Origin of the sequence: Gemmiger formicilis (assembly GCF_018784445.1) — a bacterium.
In the GTDB taxonomy this organism is placed as follows: Bacteria; Bacillota; Clostridia; order Oscillospirales; family Ruminococcaceae; genus Gemmiger.
This window is the reverse complement of record NZ_WQOH01000004.1, coordinates 120,079-137,284: the sequence shown is the minus strand read 5'-3', so window position 1 is coordinate 137,284 and position 17,206 is coordinate 120,079. Positions and strand designations below refer to the sequence as shown.

Below are 17,206 nucleotides of genomic sequence, written 5' to 3'. Positions count from 1 at the left end.
CACACTTTTGCCGCATTTCCGTTTTTTTGCTGTAAACCGCTCCAATTCAACTCTACCGGTTAAGTGGTTCAGCCCCCTGCCTTCCACTGCTCCTGCAAGTGCTTTAAGGCATGTTTTTCAATGCGGGAAACATTCCGCCGCGCCTATTGTAAACGATTGGCCCTAAGAAATCGCTTCCAACTCACGGAAGCGGAATTTGATGATGATTTGTTTGTTTTCGGTCAGTTCCACACGCTCGATGAGGCTGACCAGAAGCTCCCGGCTGGTGTAGGCAGAATCCAAAAACTGCTGCACCAGCTCTCTTGCTCGGTCTTCTGTGCTGACCGGGCTTTCTTTTTGTGATTCCAGCTCTTTCAGCTTCTCTTCCAGAGAAGTTCTGTCCATCTTCACTCGCTGATAGATGCGCTCGAAGTCCGCTTCGGCAAGAAGTCCGGTCAGCCGATCCATATACATCTTATCCAGGTTGGCAGTCAGACTGTCGATCTTATTCTGAATGGACTGGATTTCTGCTTCATGGTTTTCCGCCTTGCGGGCTTTCTCTACTGCATCGGCAGCAATTGGCTGAAGCTTATTTGGATCAAGATAGGCTTCACAGACTTCTCTGACTTTAGCCAGAACCGCTTCGGTAACGACCTGCTCTTTGATGGAGTGGCAGGAACAGACACCTGCTTTGGTGAAACGCTGGTAGGTTCGACACACGAAAAACAGTCGATCTTCACCGGATACCGGCGGACGATTTAGCACCGCCATTGGATAACCGCACTCATGGCAGAAAATCAAGCCTTTTAATAAGAAGTCATAGGTTCTGCTTCGGGTGTGCTTGCGGCTGTTGACCAGCATCCGCACCTTCTGAAAGGTTTCTTTGTCAATCAGCGGTTCGTGGGTGTTTTCAACTACAACCCAGTTTTCCCGATCTTGTTTCAGACATTTCTTGGACTTGTAGCTGATTTTCACCGTTCGTCCTTGAACCATATTGCCCAGGTAGGTTTCGTTCTGCAGCATTTCAGAAATGCGTTCGCTGGACCAAAGTCCGGCATAAGGACCTTTGCGTCCCATATTCCAGCCACAGTAAGTTGCAGGCGTCGGAACACCTTCTTCGTTGAGAGTCGTCGCAATCTTGCGGCAGCTCATACCATCCAATGCCATGGCGAAGATTCTGCGCACCACAGGAGCCACTTCCTCGTCGATGACAATTTTGTTTTTCTCCGTCGGATGCATCTTATAGCCATACATGGGCTTGCCGCCAATGAACTGCCCTTTCCGCTGTTTATCCCGCTTGACGGATTTGATCTTCTTGGAAATGTCTTTGGCATACATATCGTTCATAATGGCACGGAACGGGGTAATGTCATTGGCGGTGGATTCTACACCGGTGTCAATACCGTCCAACAACGAAATGTAGCGCACTCTCTTTTCGGGGAAGTATCTCTCCATATAATGACCGGTCATGATATAGTCACGGCCCAGACGGGATAGGTCTTTGGTGATAACCATGTTGACCTTCTTGGCTTCGATATCCTCAATCATGCGCTGAAAGTCAGGGCGGTCAAAACTGGTACCGCTCCAACCATCATCGACATAGGTATCGTAAACGGAAAGGCGATGCTGCTGAACAAATTCATTGAGCAGGGATTTCTGGTTGGTTACACTTTGGGATGGTCCTTCGGTCTCATCCTCCTTTGATAAACGGATGTACAATGCGACATGGTAATCCATAGGGTTGCTTATTTCTAAGTACATAGTTTCCTCCTTGAAATAAGCGACCACTCATCGCAAACATTGTACAACGGGTTCCTCAGATGTCGCAAGGATGCGGACAAGATAAAGCCGAAAAGACTCCTCCAGCAACTCAGCGAGGCTCTTTTCGGCTTCAGTATATATGCAGTGCACAACAGGCAAGGTTTGTTTCATACGCTCTACCTCCTTTGTTCATCGTATGTAAAGGGGCAAATTTTCTTGCCTGTCCATGTTGTGAAATTGATTGAAGTTTGCTGGAGCCGATTTTGGCTCCAGCTTTATTTTTGTCTGACGGTTGTGGTTGAGCGCTTACAGTGTTTAGAAAAAAATCCCTCTATACCAAGTTCTGTGTTGGTGTAGAGGGATTGCCTATTTAACTAAGTGACGTTGACTATGGCCTCGGCTGGCTTCTTGCAGCTCGTTGTTACTGCGGCTTTCGGATCTCCCTACTCTCCGTCTGCAAAACCTCCCCGAGTAGGAACAAGAACTTTCCTCCCATGTAACCGCCACATGATATTGTCAATATCACTTCCTACTGCCAAGCGCGTAGTGGTCTCTCACCACTTAGTTGTTGCCCATGCCTGGCACACTACGCCAGAAACCCGGCTCATACTTGACGTATAGCCGGGTTTCTTGAGAGGCTAATATCAATGACTGTTTTATAGATTGTGACCAAGTTTGTCATTACCTATATTTCAGAAGTTCCAGCATACTATGTTTATTTAGCTTGAACTATCACTTCTCCCTGACAATGAAGCAACTGAATCTCTAGTGTGCCTGGGATTCGCTGCGCAAATTGCGCTGGCTCTCCATCAATAGTAACGGAGTAGTCCGAATATTCCTCATTCATCACGGCTAGAAGTAAGCCTCCCACTCGACTGGTTTTATACTGAATTCTAGCGCTGGAATAATCGTTAGAAAAGTGCCATTCCTCCAGCCAGGTGTCAAACCCAACCGTTACGTTACCCGGCTTATAGTATGAATGATACCACACCACAAGTGGAGAGGATAAGCCACTGAACTGATGGAACCATCCTCCTCGCTCACTTTCAATTTGGATCAGTTCAAAGGTGTTATAGCTGAAATCCGTCTCTTGGCTCCAGGCATGCAAGGCTGTTTTGGCAATTTTCTCTGCAAATTTCCCATATCCCAAATCCAGCATGGATTTCCAAAGGAAATACTGATACGGAAGCCACACACTTCCGTTCCAGTATCCATTGTCATAGTAATATCCAGCACTCTGGTCCACAGTAGATATACCTACCGGGGTAAACAGCTCTTGCTGACTTGTCAGGTGTGCAAGTAGCCGCTGGGTCTGCTCCGGGGTTGTGACCCCCGCAATCAGCGGGGTAACGCCGTCTACACCCTTGTTATAGTTTTCTCCCGTTTCCGTTCTCAAAATACCTGCAGCGTAGAGATTTTCGTCATGTACCACATAGCCGAAATATCCGCTTTCCTCGTCCCAAGCATGGTTGACAATGGCATCTCCCACCTGCTTTGCGTCATCGGCATATTGCTGGACATCCTGCTCGTACCCAAAATACTCCGCAATAGCCTTCATGAATTTTGCGATGCGCACCAGATGTACGCTGCTGCAAAGGGGAGCCACAGAATGCTCCAACTTCTGCTTATGCAGTTCCACCTGGGCCGGATAGTCGTCCATGCCGCTGGCGTTGTAGAAGTAATCGTACACAGTAAGCAGGCCGCTCTTATACCGGGCGGTTGTAGACCCCTCGCTTTTCCCAGCGAAAAACTGATAATACCTCCGGAGCATGGGATAGTACTGCTTGAGCCGGGCTTTGCCCTCTGGCGGCAGCTTCTGTAGCAGTTCGTAGAACAGATAAAATTGTGTGGGCACCATAGATCCGTGGAACAAAAAGGCAAAATCCTGGTTGTCTTTTTCTGACAAGTAGGTATCCAGCACATATTCCGCTTTTTGCGTGGAATACTCCAGCATACCAATCCCGATCATTCCGGAATCCCATGTATAGAGACTGTCCCACCGCTTTCCCGGGGTGTAGTGGATAATCTGACAGCCGTGCCTGCAAATCGGGTAGACCACATTTGAGAATATGGCCGATTTCATCAGCCGAACAGCAAAGGCAAAGGGCTCTCCCGCCCGGTTGCAGCATTTTTGCTGCTGTTCCACATAAAGTAGCCGCTTTTTCTCCAGCTGTTCCTGAGTATACTGAGCACCAGTGCTGCTGACATATAAATACTCTGTCTTTGAAGTGTTAGGCGCAAGGAAGATCGCCTCCACCACATTGATGTGATAAAAGCCATCATCCGAGTGCTTCTGCTGAAACGAGTTGGAGAAGCTTCGGGTCAAGTCGTCATAGGTGTGGTCGGAGTTACTCATTCTTGTAACCAAGGCATCCTCAATGCAGCCGGAATGCAAGGTTCTTTTCCGCACGCGGGGATTGAAAATAGTCAGGCCAATCTCTTTCTCGTGATAATGATAGCGGTATTTTGTAGTGTGTCCAGTTTCTTCTATATCCGGAATGACATTTCGCTTTGTCTGCGTCACGGTTATTTCGTGGATATCCTCCCGCTCCACAATACAGAAAAAGTCCAGCTTCACTCCATTTCCGTTGGTACCTTTGGATACCAGATCCAACTGAAACACGCCTGGCTCCAGCTGCCCCAATTCCAGGAAGGCTATTCTGGTTGTGCTTGTTTTTTCAAAAGTAATGTCTCCGTATGCAGTGGCAAATACCACATTCTCGGACTCATTCACCGTCTGGTAACGCACACACAGTACTCCATTCCGGTACTGATTCTTAATCTCCCGCTGAAATGAGATTGTGTCATCAGAATCACCGCCAAAAGCCTTCAGCTTCAGGTGGGCAGCCATGAATGCATAGAAGGTTTCCCCCACGCCCACACCGTCCACAAAGTCTTTCTGTTGTACTTCCCCTTTTTTCAATCCATCCGGATTGAGTCGGTCCCACGGTCTCTTTCTGGCAAATTGCAGGTTCTGGTAGTCGATGGCCTTCCAGTAATCATGCTTTTCGGGCAGCACAGGGGTGTTGACAGTTATCTGTGGGTATTCAATGGCTGAAAGTAGATTGAGCAGGCAATTTTGCGGTCGGTCCGTGTGGTTGTGATACTCCACCCGGACGCCCCAGGTCTCCTCATCCAGTTCAAAAAATTCCACATCCGCATACAACTGATCCTTCCAAATCAGCTCATACCGATATTGGAAATATCGCCCCTCCGGGTCCGCCTGCCAGGGATGATAATTGGACGGCACCGTAACATTGGGCGCTGGCACTGAGCTATTGGCATAGGTGGGATATATCACCAGGTCAAATCTGGCACCGGGAATCGCGCTCTCCTTCATCACACGTGAGAGCCCCATGTATTTCTTGGAATACGGTCCCCATACCGGCATCTGTTTTTGCTTCTCAAGATCCATATATCCACATTCCTTTCTTGGGCGGCTTGGCTGACGGAGAAGAAACCGGCGCATAGCATAACGCCATAACTTGGCTAAATATCGTTATACGTGCGCCGATTTTATCCAACGTTTTATTCTTTTGTCTGCTTCAGTTGCAGTTTAGCGATTTGATCTTCAATCTCAATCATCTTTTTGCCAGTAAGCGGGTAGAACTTCATGGCGATTACGGAGATAATCCAGCCAGCAATGGGCATGCCGTTGTACAGGATCATAATAACAAAAAACAACTCCGGGGTCAAGGAGTCAGTTACCCTTTCTTTTTGTACCCGCAGTCGCAGCAGGGTCCGCCGGAGGCAAGGGTGTACTGCCGCACAAAATTTGTCACACCGCCCGCTTCGCTCATGGTGTAGTCCAGATGGCACAAAGCAGGGGTCAGGTCGTACAGCCCCAGCTCCTTCATCAGCACACAGATGCCGCATTTGGTAAAGCGTCCCTCGTAGCCGCTGCCATCCGGGTATTCGTAAAACTCCATATTCCACGAATAGGGGTTGCGGTCGGCGGCTTTTAGGGCGGCAGTGGCTTTCATGGCAGCGATATCCTTTGCGGTAAACTTGCTTTTTCCGCTCTTACGGCAGAACCACTGCATGGGCTTTGTCATCATGGATCTTGCGTAGTAATCCGTCAGCCTGTCCACCTCCGGGCGCTGCGGCATGGAGAGGATGAACGCGCCGAGCATTGCGCAGTTGACGATGTTCATCTTGAAGCGGTCCGCTTTTTCAAACTCCGGCAAACCAGCAATGATCTGCCGGTATTGCGGCTTTGCCTTTTTCGTGATAGCTCTTGCGGTGGCTGCATCATAGCCCAGCACAGCGGTCAGCTGCTTTTGAAAGGAACCGGCAAACAGCGCCCACATTCCAAAGGGCATTCCATCGTATTTCATTGCAGATACCTCCCGGCTTCCGCTTCCAGTGCCTGCCACACCGGGTAGGCTGCGCCGTTCGCATCGAAAAATTTCTTGAGATCCCGGTTCAGCGCACTCATTTCATCGATGGCGTTCATGGCGTGGTCGGAGGCGCAGAGCTTGCCCAGCGAGGTGGCACACATCAGCTTGAAAAAGCGCAGGCAGGTCTTGCGGTACTTTTCCCCTTCAAAGTCTGCATCCTCCTTGGGCAGAATGGTGTGCCCGGCATTTCGGATGGCGCGGTATCCCTCGATGTTGGCATCCAGCACACGGTTCAGGTACGCGGTATCTCCCCTGAGCTTTTTCAGGTCGCCGTCTGTCTTATAGCAGGCGAAGGCCGCCGGCATCACAAACGCGGCATGGCAGAGCAGATAGTCCTCCATGTTCGGCTCGTAAACAACCTTATATTTTGTGCCGTGGAAGATGCGCCCGATCAGCTGTTTATTGGAGATTGCACCCGGCAGCTGTCCGATGGTGATCTTTTTCAAGTCGATGGAGACCACCCGGTCAACCTCCCGATGCCCTGCCGAAAGCGCAAAGGCAAACAGGACGTTCTTCCCCGGCAGCGCCGCCGCCAGCGCCCTCGCCTGCACATTGTTCCCCACAAAAACGATGTTCTTCGTCCGGTTCGCCCGCAGCGTGTCCAGAACGGAATCCAGCTGTGTATAGCGCAGGACCACAAAGATCACATCGTATACTGCATCCGATGCAAGTTCCGTCACCACCGGAATACGGCTGACTGATACGCAGGGCGAAAACTTATCCTTGATCCGCAGGCCGTTCTGCTTGATCTCCGCAGCCCAGTTTCCCCGCGCAAGCAGAGTGACATCCTTTCCTGCGCGCAGCAGATTTCTTGCCAGATTGCACCCCAGAACGCCTGCACCATATACCAGAATTTTCATGGCTTGCCTCCAAATCCGATCTTCACGATCTGCATTTTCATCCCGTTGTCTCCAACCTTTGCGAGGAATCGGAAAAAGCCGCTGACGGAAGGGTCTTTCAAATCGTTGTACCCCAGCATATAGCCCTTGCTGGATACTTGCAAACGGCTGTCCCATGGAGAAAGCTCCCTTTCCGCGTCGGAAACCGCGAAATACGCGCCCACATCCTTGATTTTCGCCGTCCTGAGCCACGTTTTGGCAATCATCTTCACCGCCGTGCGGTTGGCGGCATCAAAGACCAGCACCCCGCCGGGAAAGGCATTCGCCATCCCCTGCACCAGCGCCCTGACCTGCTCCGTCAGGAAGTAATAGAACACCCCGGAGGCAAAGAACACCGCCCCGCCGGCGGCATCGATCTTGTCAACCCATGCGGGGTCTTTCAGGTCGCAGGGGATGTTTTGCTCCCGCTCCCCGGCAGGCAGCAGCTGCTGCCGCAGGGCAATCACATCCGGAAAGTCCAGATTGTAGATCTTGCAGCTGCCATTGTCGCAGGCTCTGCCGGTGTTATCCAGCCCGCAGCCGAGGTTGACCACTGCTGCGCTCGGATGGGTTTTCAGATAATTCCGTACCTCCCACGCAAGGTCATTCTGCCGCATGGCGACCTCCAGCGCACCGAAACGCTGCATCAGGCTGCGGGAGTTTTTCTCTGCCTCTGAAAAGTCGTAGTCGATTTCATCGATCAGGCGCACCGCTGTTTCGTCCCGGTAAAGGTTCGGATACAGCTCTGTGCACAGCTTCCGGGAATACAGCGGAAGAATTAACGTTTCCTGCACGGTGTTTTTCTCAATTTTGTATTTCATAAAAACATCTCACCTTCTGATAAAGGGCAGCTTCGGCATACCGTCATACGCAGCGATATATGTCAGCATTTCAGCAAAGCCTTGCGGGTCACGAATCTGATATTGCATATGATCGTACCCCTCAAACACGGGATAATTGCCGCAGGGATAGGCTTCCATCACTGCCTGACGGTATTTGAAATAGTCTTCTATGCTGCCAAACTCGAAATAGATATGCCTTTGCATTTCTTTAGAAAGTGACGGAAAGGGTTTATCCTCCAAGCTGTCCAAAATCTGCCGCCGCAGATTTGTATAGGTCAGATTTTCGCCTGCGGCTATAAAATACGGCTTTATGGAGTCATCGTCACACCACAAAATCTTTTTCAGTGTGCCGCCCTTTGACCAATACAGGCTCTTGATAGCGAAATACAAAAACGGCGTCATAACGCGGCGCGTTCCTTTTGCGATTTGCGCAAACTGCCCGCCGTCAAAGAAAACGTGTCCGATGGGCAATTCTGTACTTGTCAAAAACGCCATGGCAAGGTCTGCACCGATGGAAGAAGCGACCACCATCGCTAGCCGCTCCACGCCCTGTCGATGCAGAAAGTCCTCCACCTGCCGTATTTCGTCCAGCTTGCTGACATATTTCTGCCCTTCGCAGTAAACGGTGGAGGTTGGTAAAATGCAGAAATACCTATCCTGTAAGTATTTCGCAACTGGTTCGCTGCTCTCCCCCGTCACGCCCATAGCGTGAAAAAACAAAACAGCGGGAGCATTTCGATTTCCCAATGTCTTAAACTTCATTGTCTCTCCTTTCCTCAGTGAATAAAAGCCGTCATAAGGACCGCCAGCACCGCCGCTATACCTGCCATACCCACCGTGCCGAAAAGCCACTTTTTCTGCTTGTCTTTTGCGGTGATGTAGGGCTTCAGATCTTCTGTTCCGGGAATCGTCCATGCGTTCGTGTGCCCCACCCAGTAGCCATCGACCAAAAAGCGGTCAATGAGATTCATAACGGACAAGATGACAATCAGCTGCCAGAAGCCCGCCGCAAAGCCGTGCGCACCGTTTATCCCATAGACACAAACCAGCACATAGCCAATATAGCCGGGAATGCAAACGGCTTTGAAAAGTAGAGAATTGCGCTTGATTTTCTCGTGTGTTGTAAGTCCCAGCTTCACGCACCGCTGCTGCACCGCCGGGCTGTAAAGATGCACCATGCCCACCGCGCCCTTGCGGATACCGATGGCGCAAACCAAAATGAGCAGAACGCCCAGCCCGATACCTTCCAAAATCACCTGTAAAAGCATTACCGATTCCTCCTGAAGCCCGCCTCATCCCGGTATTCGGGATGTCCCTTCAAGTACGGGTCTTTATCGCCGCAGATGGTGTAGTCGCATCGGCAGCCGTCCACGCAGGTGGTCGTCCGCACCAGCTTGGCATGGAGCAGTTCCATGGACGCATAGTCCACATTGCACAGGGCGGGCATGATGTCCGTAAGACCGTGCCGGATAGCAAACTCCGCTGCCGGGCACGCCGTAAATTCATAATAAATAGGCTTGTCGGTTTCATAAGGCGCAACCGACATCTCGTAATCGTGCCATTTGTCGCAGCCGCTTTTCGCACGAACAAACGCCTTGTACATCAGCTTCCTCCAGAACGGCTTGTTGCAGTCCACAATTTTCAGCTTGCGGAAAGTCGGAAGAATCAGATTTTCCTCCATCTCTTCGATTTCACGGAACGAAGTAACTGCTTTGCAGACCACATAATAGCTCATGAAGGCGATGCAGTCGTAGGTGCCGCCTACGCCGTTGTGGAAGTTCTTTTTGCCGCCCAAGTCGGTGCGCCAGTCGGAGAGAAAGACCGCGTACTGCCGCTGCACCTTTTCCCATACTGTCTCCCGCTCTGCTTCCGGATAGTGCAGGGCGATTTTCGTCAGTATTTCCTTTTTGCAGGGCTTGGAATACAGCACATGGCAGCTGCGGTCAATTTGTAATTCGCTGTCCTTCATCTTCCCACGCCTTTCAGAAAACCGCTCTTTGCATTTTCTTCGGTGTCGTCCGATTCGTCGTAGGCATCATAGGGTGCCGACGGGTCGTGTACCCGTTTCTTGAATGGCGAACAGAGCTTGTCCTTATGGGCAAAAGCAAATTCCAAATTGTCCGTCCATCCCGTGTGACCGGTGATGAAATACGGATGCAGACCACGGGCGCGCAGTTTCCGTTCCAGCTCCGCCAGTGACTGCACAGCCAGCTTATTATCCTCTGCCAGAGAGGAAATAAAGCTGTATCCGCCGTCCGCACCGAACCACAGCGTGTCGCCGGTGAACAGATACTTATCGTCAATGAGATATACCATGTGCCCCCAGGTATGACCGGGAACAAGGAAGCATTCGATTTTGATGCCGCCAATATCGAAAACCTCGCCGTCATGCAACAGTACCTTTTCGTTGTGGATCGTGACCTGCGGCAGCTTGTACAGGCGATAGATCACCTTGCGGCGCACTTCGCCGGTCAGATAGCGGTTCTCAACCTCGCCGATGTAGAGCTTTGCGTCCCGGAATAGTCCCGGACTGTCGGCCTCCACTGCACCCACATGGTCAGTGTCCTGATGCGTGATGAGGATGTGCCGGACGGATGCCGGATTGATGCTGAGCCAGCTCATTTTTTCAGCAAGGCGGTCGTAGTTATAGCCCGCATCGATCATAATGGCCGTATCGCCCTTGCGGTAGAAGAAGATGTTCGCCACCCATTCGCGCACACAGGCGACACTCCCGTCGATCCAGCCTGTATTCAGCGGCTTGAAGATCTCCTTGCCTCGGTACATCTTGCTCATTTCTTTTTTCTGAAACTCGGTTGCTTTCTTTGACATATCATCGCCTCCTATTTTGCCTTTCTGCAGACAAACCACGCCATGCTTTTCAGGTTTCCCATGTCCACATCCGTATACATTCCATCCAGCCGTGCTTTCAGACCGGAAACCGTCTCATAGGGCGGCGTGAAGAAGCCCGCCTTTTCATAAACGTGCCGGACGAACCAGTCCGTCCGCTTCTGCTCGCCCATCACATAAAAGCATCCGCAGAAGGTTCCTCCGGGCTTCAGCACCCGAAAGACCTCCCGATAAGCGGTCTCTTTATCCGGGAACGCATGAAAGCCATTCAGCGACAACACAATATCAAACGCACCGTCCGCAAAGGGCAGTGCGCCCACATCCCCCTGCCGGAAGGTCACATTTTCCAGGTGCAGACGTTCCGCCTTTTGCTGCGCCTGCCCCATCATGTCCGGCGAGTAATCGAGGCAGGTAATATCCGCTTGGGGCAGCGTTTGGTAAAGCGGCATGGTCAGAATGCCGGTCCCCACCGGTACCTCCAGCAGCTTACCCGAGAAGTTTTCAGGAATACCTGCCATTGCCTTTTCCAGATAGGCGTCGTTTTCCGCCTTGTTCATATCCCACACCAAGCGGCATACCGCTTTTCCGCTCAAGGTCGAGCAGGTGATCATACCGTCGTAAAAATTGTTGCCGCCTGTCAGCCGATAGGCGCTGCGGATCGCTTCCTTTCGCTCCATAGGGGTTCCTCCTCATTTTTCCGCATTATAATTGCCCTTCTGATGCCGGATGGTTCACCGCTGCATCCTATTTCTGTGCCGTGACGCAAAGCCAGTTTTTTCTTTTGTGTATCTGAATATTTTGAAAACCCGCCTGTTCCAAATACGCTTTCAGTTGGCTGTCCTTGTAGATGGTCATGCCGCCGATGATCTCCGTCCACTTTTCGTCCTTGTCCGTGTCACCGTTGCTTTCGTTGCAGATGAGAAAGGTCCCGCCGGGCTTCAACACCCGCCGAACCTCCCGGAAACACTGCGGCAAATCCGACCAGAAGTAGACCGTTTCAAACGCGGTAACCGCATCAAACCAATCCTTGGCAAAGATGATACGTTCCACGCTGCCCTGCCACACCGCACAGCGCCCTTTCTGGATGGCAGTCCGGTTTAAATTCCGGGCTTTCTCTACGCTGACAGCAGAATAATCCACACCCCTGACGATGCCTTGCGGGCATTTTTTCAGCAGCCTTTTGATATTGGCGCCTCCTCCGCAGCCGCAATCCAGCACTCTGGCATCCGGCGCAAGCTCTAAAAAGCGAAGCCCCCACCGCGCCACGGGACTGTGTCCCAGATTCATCATAGCAACCATAATTTTCCCGCCAAAGCCAACAGGCTTGCGGGTGTTTTCAAAGAATGACATATCACACCTCCGTTTTCTCACACTCGGCATAGGTCAGCGGGAATGAGGCTTTCAGAACAACGCTTTTCCGCACCGCCCAGCCGTTTTGCCGCAGGAAGCGCAAGTATTCCTCACTCGTCCACTTGCTGTGGAGATGAAAGCCCGCCAGCTTCATGAAAAATGCCCTGACCTTGCCGGAAAACGAGTTCCCCGCGTGGGTGAAGGTCGGCGCGATGAGCACGCCATCATCCTTCAGCACCCGATGAATCTCGGCAAGGGCTTTCTCCGGCTGCGGCACGATGTGCAGCGCGTTGGACACGATCACCACGTCGAAGGACTTGTCTGCATAGGGCAGGCGGAACATATCCTGCACCGAAAAGTGCAGCTTTGCAGATTGATTATCCCGCTTTGCCTCGGCGATCATCTCCACGGAGGCGTCCGTCGCCTCGATGTGTGCCGCCGCGTTCACGATGCTTTTTGCGATCAACCCCGTACCGGTGGCAAGCTCCAGCACTGTTTTGCCTTTCACGACCGGACGGATCAGCGCATACATTTCCTCATACGCCGCCTGATCCTTTCGCATAAAGCGGTCGTACCGACCGGCATTTTTGTCCCAGAAGTTCTTGTGTTCCTGCATCGCTATCATTCCTTTCAATGTTAGGCTTGCCTAGCCGATACGTACAGCCACGCCGTTAGATGGTACTAACTACTGTATCTCAGAAAAGCCGCATCTCTGCGGCCTTCCGCTTATTTAAACAACTCCCTGCAAGCGCCGTACACTAACGTTTCCAGCACCTGCGGGTACAGTTCTCCAATCTGCTCCTTGTGGGAAACAGTCAAGATCAGTCCCCGCACCGTGGCGGCAGCTAAAGAGATGCCGCGATTCGGCACAAGGTCATATTTCTCCAAAAGCTGGCGGATGTGCGTCTCGTCATCGTGGTAATGCACGTTTTTGACATCCTCCGGCAGTCTCTGCAAAAGCAGCTTTGCATCGTTTTCAATGAAAACCATGTCGCCGGTATCAGACAGTCGCCGGCAAACGGCAAGAACCGCCTTTGCCGCGCGCTCCGGCGGCGGTAAGCTGTCAGCTTCGCTCAGTGCATGGTCAGCCACTCTGTAAAGCTCGGAGTGAATGTTTTCCAAAACCGCGAAGAAAAGCATTTCCTTGGATTCGTAGAATTTATAGAACGAGCCCTTCGCAATGCCGACCGCCTTCGTCAGCTGATCCACGGAGGTTTTCTTCATCCCCAGTGTAACAGCGCAATGTCTTGTTTCCTTCAGCAACGCCTTGCGGAGCTGCTCGGTCTCGTAATCGGTAAAAGCCAAGCTCGCGCCTCCTTAAATATGACCGTTTTAGTTCATTTGGTCATATTATATCGCGCTTCTTTCCGTTTTGCAAGAGGTGCGGGGAAAAACTCGCTCATAATAATCAATCTGCGCGTGAAAAAATCTGCCAAGAGCCGGACACTCTTGGCAGAAAAAATCCTGGTTTTGATATGTTCTCTTTCGAAAGCTTTAGGCCTACGTTAGAGACAATCAAATCAATCGTAGAAGATGCAGATCGTAACTAATAATTTGATGAGTGGCCGCTAAAGTCAATAGTCAAAGCACTGATGCCCGGGGAGCCTTTCGGCCCTCCGGGCATCGTTTACATTAGTGGCGGCGCTATACATAGCTGCGGCTGATGCCCAGCGCTTGCGCCGTCTGCTGCTGGGTGCGCGGCCCGCCCCCAAAGCCGTACCGCATCCGCATGACTGCCCGCTCCCGGGGCGGCAGGGCGTCCACCAGCCCGCGCAGCCGGGCAGCGTCGGCCCGCTGCTCGCAGTCGGCTTCCATCTCGGCGTCATCGGGCAGGGTGTCGGCCAGCGTCAGCTGCCCGCCAGCCTCCAGCGGCTCCTGCAAGCTGACCTGCACCCCTGCCTTGCGCACCCTCCGCAGCTCCATACGGAGTTCGTTTTCAATGCACCGGCTCGCATAGCTGGAAAAGCGCTTGCCTTTGTCCGGGTCAAAGGTGTCCACCGCCTTAATTAGGCCGATGGTGCCGATCGAGATCAAATCGTCCTGGGCAGCTGTGCCCGCGTAGTATTTTTTGCAGATATGCGCCACCAAGCGCAGGTTGTGGCGGATCAGCAGGTCCCGGGCGCGGGCAGCCCCGGCCCCGCCGCCGCGCAGCTGCGCAAAGGCCGCACGTTCCTGATCCGGGGACAAGGGCCGCGGGAAGGACCCACTTTCCAGATGCAGTGCCAGGTACAAAATATGTCCCGCCGCCGCGCGCAAAAACAAACCCAAAATGCCCAGCATACACACCACCTCGCACCAATGTATGCCGGGCTGCGGGCCTTTATGCTTCGGCAACGGGCCGCAAGGTATTGCGCCGCAAGCACAAGCAAATATGACCCCCGGCACGCCGTGTGCCGGAAAAACCAAACGCCCTGCCGTGTGTACCGCGGCAGGGCGTTTCATTTTGGGCAGAATTTATTTTGTGGTGTAGGCCGGGTTAGCGGCGCGGGTGTCGGTGCCGTAGACGGTTTGCAGCTGAGCAAAGGCCGCCTGCACCTCGGCAGCGACCTCCACATGGGCCAGAAAGTTTTTACCCCGCGGGCCGCAGAACGCCCCCAGCGTGTCGATGGCGGCGGAAAGTTCTTGCAGGTTCATAGGGAACTACCTTCTACTATATTACAGCGTAAACTGCACTACACAAAAGGCGGCGTAGATGGCCAGCAACAGGATACCCTGGCCGCGGTTTAGCTTGCCCTTGACGAGGGCGGGCACGGTCAGAATCAGCATGACGGCCAGCATGACCGGCAGTTCCAACACAAGGCTGGAATTGATACCGAACAGCGTGGAGTTCTGCGGGATGGTGAAGGGTGCCAGCGAGACGGACACGCCGCTGACCAGCACAAGGTTGAACACGTTTGCGCCGACGACGTTGCCCAGCGACAGATCGCTGTGGCCCTTGGCCAGCGAGGTGATGGCTGTGACCAGCTCTGGCAGAGAGGTACCCAGCGCGACAAAGGTCAGTGCAATGACGCTCTCCGGCACGCCGAGGGCCTGGGCAATCAGGGTACCGTTGTCCACCAGCAGGTTTGCGCCCACGGCGATCAGCACCGCGCCCAGCACCAGCAGGATCAGCGTCCTGGCCAGGGACATTTCCTCTTCTTCGGACGTCTCAGCGTCAACGGCGGGGGCTTTTTTCATCTGCAGCACGTTGACGACCATGTAGGCCACGAACATAGCCAGCATGATAAAGCCCATGACGCGGGTGAACTTGCCGAAAACATACGCCGCAATGCAGTAGATGGCCGCCGCCGCAAAGAAGAAGGCGACCGGGGTTTTCAGCGTTTTGGGGTCGACCTTGCCGGGGCGCACAGCGATGGTGATAGCCGCAATGAGCGCCGCGTTGCAGATGACCGAGCCGATGGCGTTACCGTAGGCAATCTCGCCATGGCCGGACAGCGCGGACATGGTGGAAACCATGACCTCCGGCAAAGTCGTACCGATGGAAACGACGGTCGCACCGATGAGCAGTTCCGGCAGATGGAACCGCCGGGCCAGCGCAGAGGCACCGTCGACAAACCAGTCACCGCCTTTAATAAGGAACAGCAGACCGACGATAAACAGCAGTACAGGGATAAGCATAGGTGATTCCTCCGTAAAAAATGACGAGTGACGTCGGAATTTTTATTATAGCATAGAAAACGGTGCTGCGTCAAATGCGGTGGGGTTTAAATTGTAAATTTTGCAAAGGCTTTCCTCCGAGGGGCTGCGCCCGCAGGCGCGTGTCGGAGCGTAACCGCCGAAGGCGGCTCTTAGCGCGGAGACTGAAGCTGTCCACGAAGCGGACTGAGGAGGGGCGAACCTCCCGCAGCAACCCATTTGCGGGCAATAGCGGTACACGCGCCCCTCCTCCAGCCCTTTGGGTCACCTTCCCCCGAGGGGGAGGCTTTCGTTTGCTCCATATTTTGCACACATTGCCCGCATCTGTCCTATCTGTGCAAACACAAAGGCCCGCAGGAAATACCTGCGGGCCTTTGTGCATAGAGGGGTGGGAAAGTATATAAAGGTCAGTGAATGTCTTGGTTGATTACAAATATTATTATAGCAAGTTTTCTTAAAATGTCAAATGTCACACTTGCATTTTGGTTTTCAAAAGATTATAATAAAACCACGATAGCTTAATTTTATTTAGCACGTGCAGAAAAAAGCATACTTTTTCAATTTTGTTAAAGATAACAACGACTGTATACTTCACTTTATTTTTTTGTGCGCATTATACAAAAGAAAAGCAAGGAGTCAACTCATGGATGATCTCGACCACAAAATTATACAGCTGCTGGCGGAAAATGCACGTATGCCTGTCAAAGACATTGCCCAGCAGGTCAATCTGACCAGCCCGGCTGTTTCCAGCCGCATCCATCGGCTGGAACAGGAGGGCATCATCGGCGGGTACACCGTGGTGCTGCGCCACCCAGACGCCCCCGCCCGGGTCGAAGCGCTGATCTCGGTGCTGGTGGACGCCGCGACCCGCGCCAGCTTTCTGGCGATGATCGAGCAGGAATCCCAGGTGCTGCAATGCTTCCGCGTGACCGGCAGCTACAACTTTATCATAAAGGTCAGCTGCACCGACATTGACGCACTGGAACACCTGCTGACCAAGATGCAGAAGATGGGTTCCACCAACACGCAGATCATCCTGAACACCCAGCTGGACCGCAATCTGACGCTGGCCGAATAACGAGGTAAAGATGTTACGTTACTGCAAAAACTGCAGCCTGCTGCTGCCGCACGACGCTGACCGCTGCCCCCAGTGCGGTGCCCCGGCCCCGCTGGCGGTACGCCCCGCCGCCCAGCCCGGTCCCGCCGCGCCGCTGTATGGCACGCCCGACGACCGCGAGGCCGAGCCGATGGCAGAAGCCATGAGCCAGGGCGCGACCACCGGCACGATGATTTTGTTTGCCATCCCGGTCGTGGGGTTCATCCTGGCGCTGGTGTGGAGCTTTGGCGGCACCCACAACGAGGCCCGCAAGCGGCTGGCCCGGGCGCAGGTCGTCCGCACGCTGGTCGTGGCGGCAGCCGCGGCGCTGCTGGTGCTGGTGGCCGCGCTGGTGTTCAGCGCCGTGGTGCACAGCCAGCTGGCCTACTACTACGCCACCCCTTACTACCGCTGAGG

At 53.0% G+C, this 17,206-nt stretch carries 20 protein-coding genes; 2 read left to right on the top strand and 18 right to left on the bottom strand.

Translation table 11 applies throughout. The annotated features are described in order from the left end of the window. Positions 1-162: 162 nt before the first annotated feature. The 18 genes from GPK89_RS00890 to GPK89_RS00805 form a co-directional block, all read right to left on the bottom strand. A complete protein-coding gene (locus GPK89_RS00890) occupies positions 163-1,740 on the bottom strand; it encodes a recombinase family protein (RefSeq protein ID WP_215690833.1) in 1,578 nt (525 codons plus the stop codon). Between the two features lie 27 nt (positions 1,741-1,767). Then, positions 1,768-1,911: a hypothetical protein gene (locus GPK89_RS00885; protein WP_215690830.1), complete on the bottom strand. Its 144-nt coding sequence runs from the start codon at positions 1,909-1,911 to the stop codon at positions 1,768-1,770. A 544-nt stretch (positions 1,912-2,455) separates the two neighbouring features. Then, positions 2,456-5,155, bottom strand: coding sequence for an MGH1-like glycoside hydrolase domain-containing protein (locus GPK89_RS00880; RefSeq protein ID WP_215690828.1), 2,700 nt, complete (start codon positions 5,153-5,155; stop codon positions 2,456-2,458). A 113-nt stretch (positions 5,156-5,268) separates the two neighbouring features. After that, positions 5,269-5,409 carry a hypothetical protein gene (locus GPK89_RS00875; RefSeq protein WP_215690824.1) on the bottom strand — a complete coding sequence of 47 codons (141 nt, stop codon included), beginning with the start codon at positions 5,407-5,409 and terminating at the stop codon, positions 5,269-5,271. A 35-nt stretch (positions 5,410-5,444) separates the two neighbouring features. Then, a complete protein-coding gene (locus tag GPK89_RS00870) occupies positions 5,445-6,077 on the bottom strand; it encodes an L-2-amino-thiazoline-4-carboxylic acid hydrolase (RefSeq protein WP_215690821.1) in 633 nt (210 codons plus the stop codon). Beyond that, positions 6,074-7,000, bottom strand: a complete 927-nt coding sequence (locus GPK89_RS00865) for a ketopantoate reductase family protein (RefSeq protein WP_215690818.1) — start codon at positions 6,998-7,000, stop codon at positions 6,074-6,076. The genes GPK89_RS00870 and GPK89_RS00865 overlap by 4 nt, the downstream gene beginning before the upstream one ends. Then, entirely contained in the window at positions 6,997-7,839 is an 843-nt protein-coding gene (locus GPK89_RS00860) for a class I SAM-dependent methyltransferase (RefSeq protein ID WP_215690816.1), read from the bottom strand. Before GPK89_RS00860 ends, GPK89_RS00865 begins: the two co-directional genes overlap by 4 nt. 9 nt (positions 7,840-7,848) lie before the next feature. After that, positions 7,849-8,622 (bottom strand): alpha/beta hydrolase, encoded by a 774-nt coding sequence (locus tag GPK89_RS00855; RefSeq protein WP_215690815.1) that lies wholly within the window; start codon positions 8,620-8,622, stop codon positions 7,849-7,851. 14 nt (positions 8,623-8,636) lie between these two features. After that, positions 8,637-9,128, bottom strand: a complete 492-nt coding sequence (locus tag GPK89_RS00850; protein ID WP_215690814.1) for a hypothetical protein — start codon at positions 9,126-9,128, stop codon at positions 8,637-8,639. Continuing rightward, on the bottom strand, positions 9,128-9,829 hold the full coding sequence (locus tag GPK89_RS00845) for an L-2-amino-thiazoline-4-carboxylic acid hydrolase (RefSeq protein WP_215690811.1): 702 nt from the start codon (positions 9,827-9,829) through the stop codon (positions 9,128-9,130). Before GPK89_RS00845 ends, GPK89_RS00850 begins: the two co-directional genes overlap by 1 nt. Continuing rightward, positions 9,826-10,689 carry an MBL fold metallo-hydrolase gene (locus GPK89_RS00840; RefSeq protein WP_215690808.1) on the bottom strand — a complete coding sequence of 288 codons (864 nt, stop codon included), beginning with the start codon at positions 10,687-10,689 and terminating at the stop codon, positions 9,826-9,828. The genes GPK89_RS00845 and GPK89_RS00840 overlap by 4 nt, the downstream gene beginning before the upstream one ends. Positions 10,690-10,700: 11 nt before the next feature. Then, positions 10,701-11,384 (bottom strand): class I SAM-dependent methyltransferase, encoded by a 684-nt coding sequence (locus tag GPK89_RS00835; RefSeq protein WP_215690804.1) that lies wholly within the window; start codon positions 11,382-11,384, stop codon positions 10,701-10,703. A 67-nt stretch (positions 11,385-11,451) separates the two neighbouring features. Continuing rightward, a complete protein-coding gene (locus GPK89_RS00830; protein WP_215690801.1) occupies positions 11,452-12,057 on the bottom strand; it encodes a class I SAM-dependent methyltransferase in 606 nt (201 codons plus the stop codon). 1 nt (position 12,058) lies between these two features. Beyond that, entirely contained in the window at positions 12,059-12,673 is a 615-nt protein-coding gene (locus GPK89_RS00825; RefSeq protein WP_215690798.1) for a class I SAM-dependent methyltransferase, read from the bottom strand. A gap of 110 nt (positions 12,674-12,783) precedes the next feature. Continuing rightward, positions 12,784-13,362 (bottom strand): TetR/AcrR family transcriptional regulator, encoded by a 579-nt coding sequence (locus GPK89_RS00820; protein WP_215690795.1) that lies wholly within the window; start codon positions 13,360-13,362, stop codon positions 12,784-12,786. 339 nt (positions 13,363-13,701) lie between these two features. Next, positions 13,702-14,337 (bottom strand): sigma-70 family RNA polymerase sigma factor, encoded by a 636-nt coding sequence (locus GPK89_RS00815; RefSeq protein WP_215690794.1) that lies wholly within the window; start codon positions 14,335-14,337, stop codon positions 13,702-13,704. Between the two features lie 174 nt (positions 14,338-14,511). Further along, the gene (locus tag GPK89_RS00810; RefSeq protein WP_215690793.1) at positions 14,512-14,691 is read right to left on the bottom strand and encodes a hypothetical protein; all 180 of its coding nucleotides are present in this window, start codon (positions 14,689-14,691) and stop codon (positions 14,512-14,514) included. Positions 14,692-14,712: 21 nt separating this feature from the next. Then, positions 14,713-15,675 (bottom strand): calcium/sodium antiporter, encoded by a 963-nt coding sequence (locus GPK89_RS00805; RefSeq protein ID WP_215690792.1) that lies wholly within the window; start codon positions 15,673-15,675, stop codon positions 14,713-14,715. Between the two features lie 661 nt (positions 15,676-16,336). Between GPK89_RS00805 and GPK89_RS00800 the strand changes: the two genes are divergently transcribed. After that, positions 16,337-16,771 carry an Lrp/AsnC family transcriptional regulator gene (locus GPK89_RS00800; RefSeq protein ID WP_215690790.1) on the top strand — a complete coding sequence of 145 codons (435 nt, stop codon included), beginning with the start codon at positions 16,337-16,339 and terminating at the stop codon, positions 16,769-16,771. A 10-nt stretch (positions 16,772-16,781) separates the two neighbouring features. Further along, on the top strand, positions 16,782-17,204 hold the full coding sequence (locus GPK89_RS00795) for a hypothetical protein (RefSeq protein ID WP_215690786.1): 423 nt from the start codon (positions 16,782-16,784) through the stop codon (positions 17,202-17,204). Positions 17,205-17,206: the final 2 nt, after the last annotated feature.

Excerpts from the sequence above, each read along its gene's own strand:
- GPK89_RS00845 (WP_215690811.1), bottom strand. The coding sequence starts at position 9,829 with ATGAAGGACAGCGAATTACAAATTGACCGCAGCTGCCATGTGCTGTAT.
- GPK89_RS00805 (WP_215690792.1), bottom strand. The coding sequence starts at position 15,675 with ATGCTTATCCCTGTACTGCTGTTTATCGTCGGTCTGCTGTTCCTTATT.
- GPK89_RS00875 (WP_215690824.1), bottom strand. The coding sequence starts at position 5,409 with ATGATCCTGTACAACGGCATGCCCATTGCTGGCTGGATTATCTCCGTA.
- GPK89_RS00810 (WP_215690793.1), bottom strand. The coding sequence starts at position 14,691 with ATGAACCTGCAAGAACTTTCCGCCGCCATCGACACGCTGGGGGCGTTC.
- GPK89_RS00815 (WP_215690794.1), bottom strand. The coding sequence starts at position 14,337 with ATGCTGGGCATTTTGGGTTTGTTTTTGCGCGCGGCGGCGGGACATATT.
- GPK89_RS00830 (WP_215690801.1), bottom strand. The coding sequence starts at position 12,057 with ATGTCATTCTTTGAAAACACCCGCAAGCCTGTTGGCTTTGGCGGGAAA.
- GPK89_RS00850 (WP_215690814.1), bottom strand. The coding sequence starts at position 9,128 with ATGCTTTTACAGGTGATTTTGGAAGGTATCGGGCTGGGCGTTCTGCTC.
- GPK89_RS00880 (WP_215690828.1), bottom strand. The coding sequence starts at position 5,155 with ATGGATCTTGAGAAGCAAAAACAGATGCCGGTATGGGGACCGTATTCC.
- GPK89_RS00855 (WP_215690815.1), bottom strand. The coding sequence starts at position 8,622 with ATGAAGTTTAAGACATTGGGAAATCGAAATGCTCCCGCTGTTTTGTTT.
- GPK89_RS00825 (WP_215690798.1), bottom strand. The coding sequence starts at position 12,673 with ATGCAGGAACACAAGAACTTCTGGGACAAAAATGCCGGTCGGTACGAC.
- GPK89_RS00795 (WP_215690786.1), top strand. The coding sequence starts at position 16,782 with ATGTTACGTTACTGCAAAAACTGCAGCCTGCTGCTGCCGCACGACGCT.
- GPK89_RS00890 (WP_215690833.1), bottom strand. The coding sequence starts at position 1,740 with ATGTACTTAGAAATAAGCAACCCTATGGATTACCATGTCGCATTGTAC.
- GPK89_RS00865 (WP_215690818.1), bottom strand. The coding sequence starts at position 7,000 with ATGAAAATTCTGGTATATGGTGCAGGCGTTCTGGGGTGCAATCTGGCA.
- GPK89_RS00800 (WP_215690790.1), top strand. The coding sequence starts at position 16,337 with ATGGATGATCTCGACCACAAAATTATACAGCTGCTGGCGGAAAATGCA.
- GPK89_RS00840 (WP_215690808.1), bottom strand. The coding sequence starts at position 10,689 with ATGTCAAAGAAAGCAACCGAGTTTCAGAAAAAAGAAATGAGCAAGATG.
- GPK89_RS00835 (WP_215690804.1), bottom strand. The coding sequence starts at position 11,384 with ATGGAGCGAAAGGAAGCGATCCGCAGCGCCTATCGGCTGACAGGCGGC.
- GPK89_RS00870 (WP_215690821.1), bottom strand. The coding sequence starts at position 6,077 with ATGAAATACGATGGAATGCCCTTTGGAATGTGGGCGCTGTTTGCCGGT.
- GPK89_RS00860 (WP_215690816.1), bottom strand. The coding sequence starts at position 7,839 with ATGAAATACAAAATTGAGAAAAACACCGTGCAGGAAACGTTAATTCTT.
- GPK89_RS00885 (WP_215690830.1), bottom strand. The coding sequence starts at position 1,911 with ATGAAACAAACCTTGCCTGTTGTGCACTGCATATATACTGAAGCCGAA.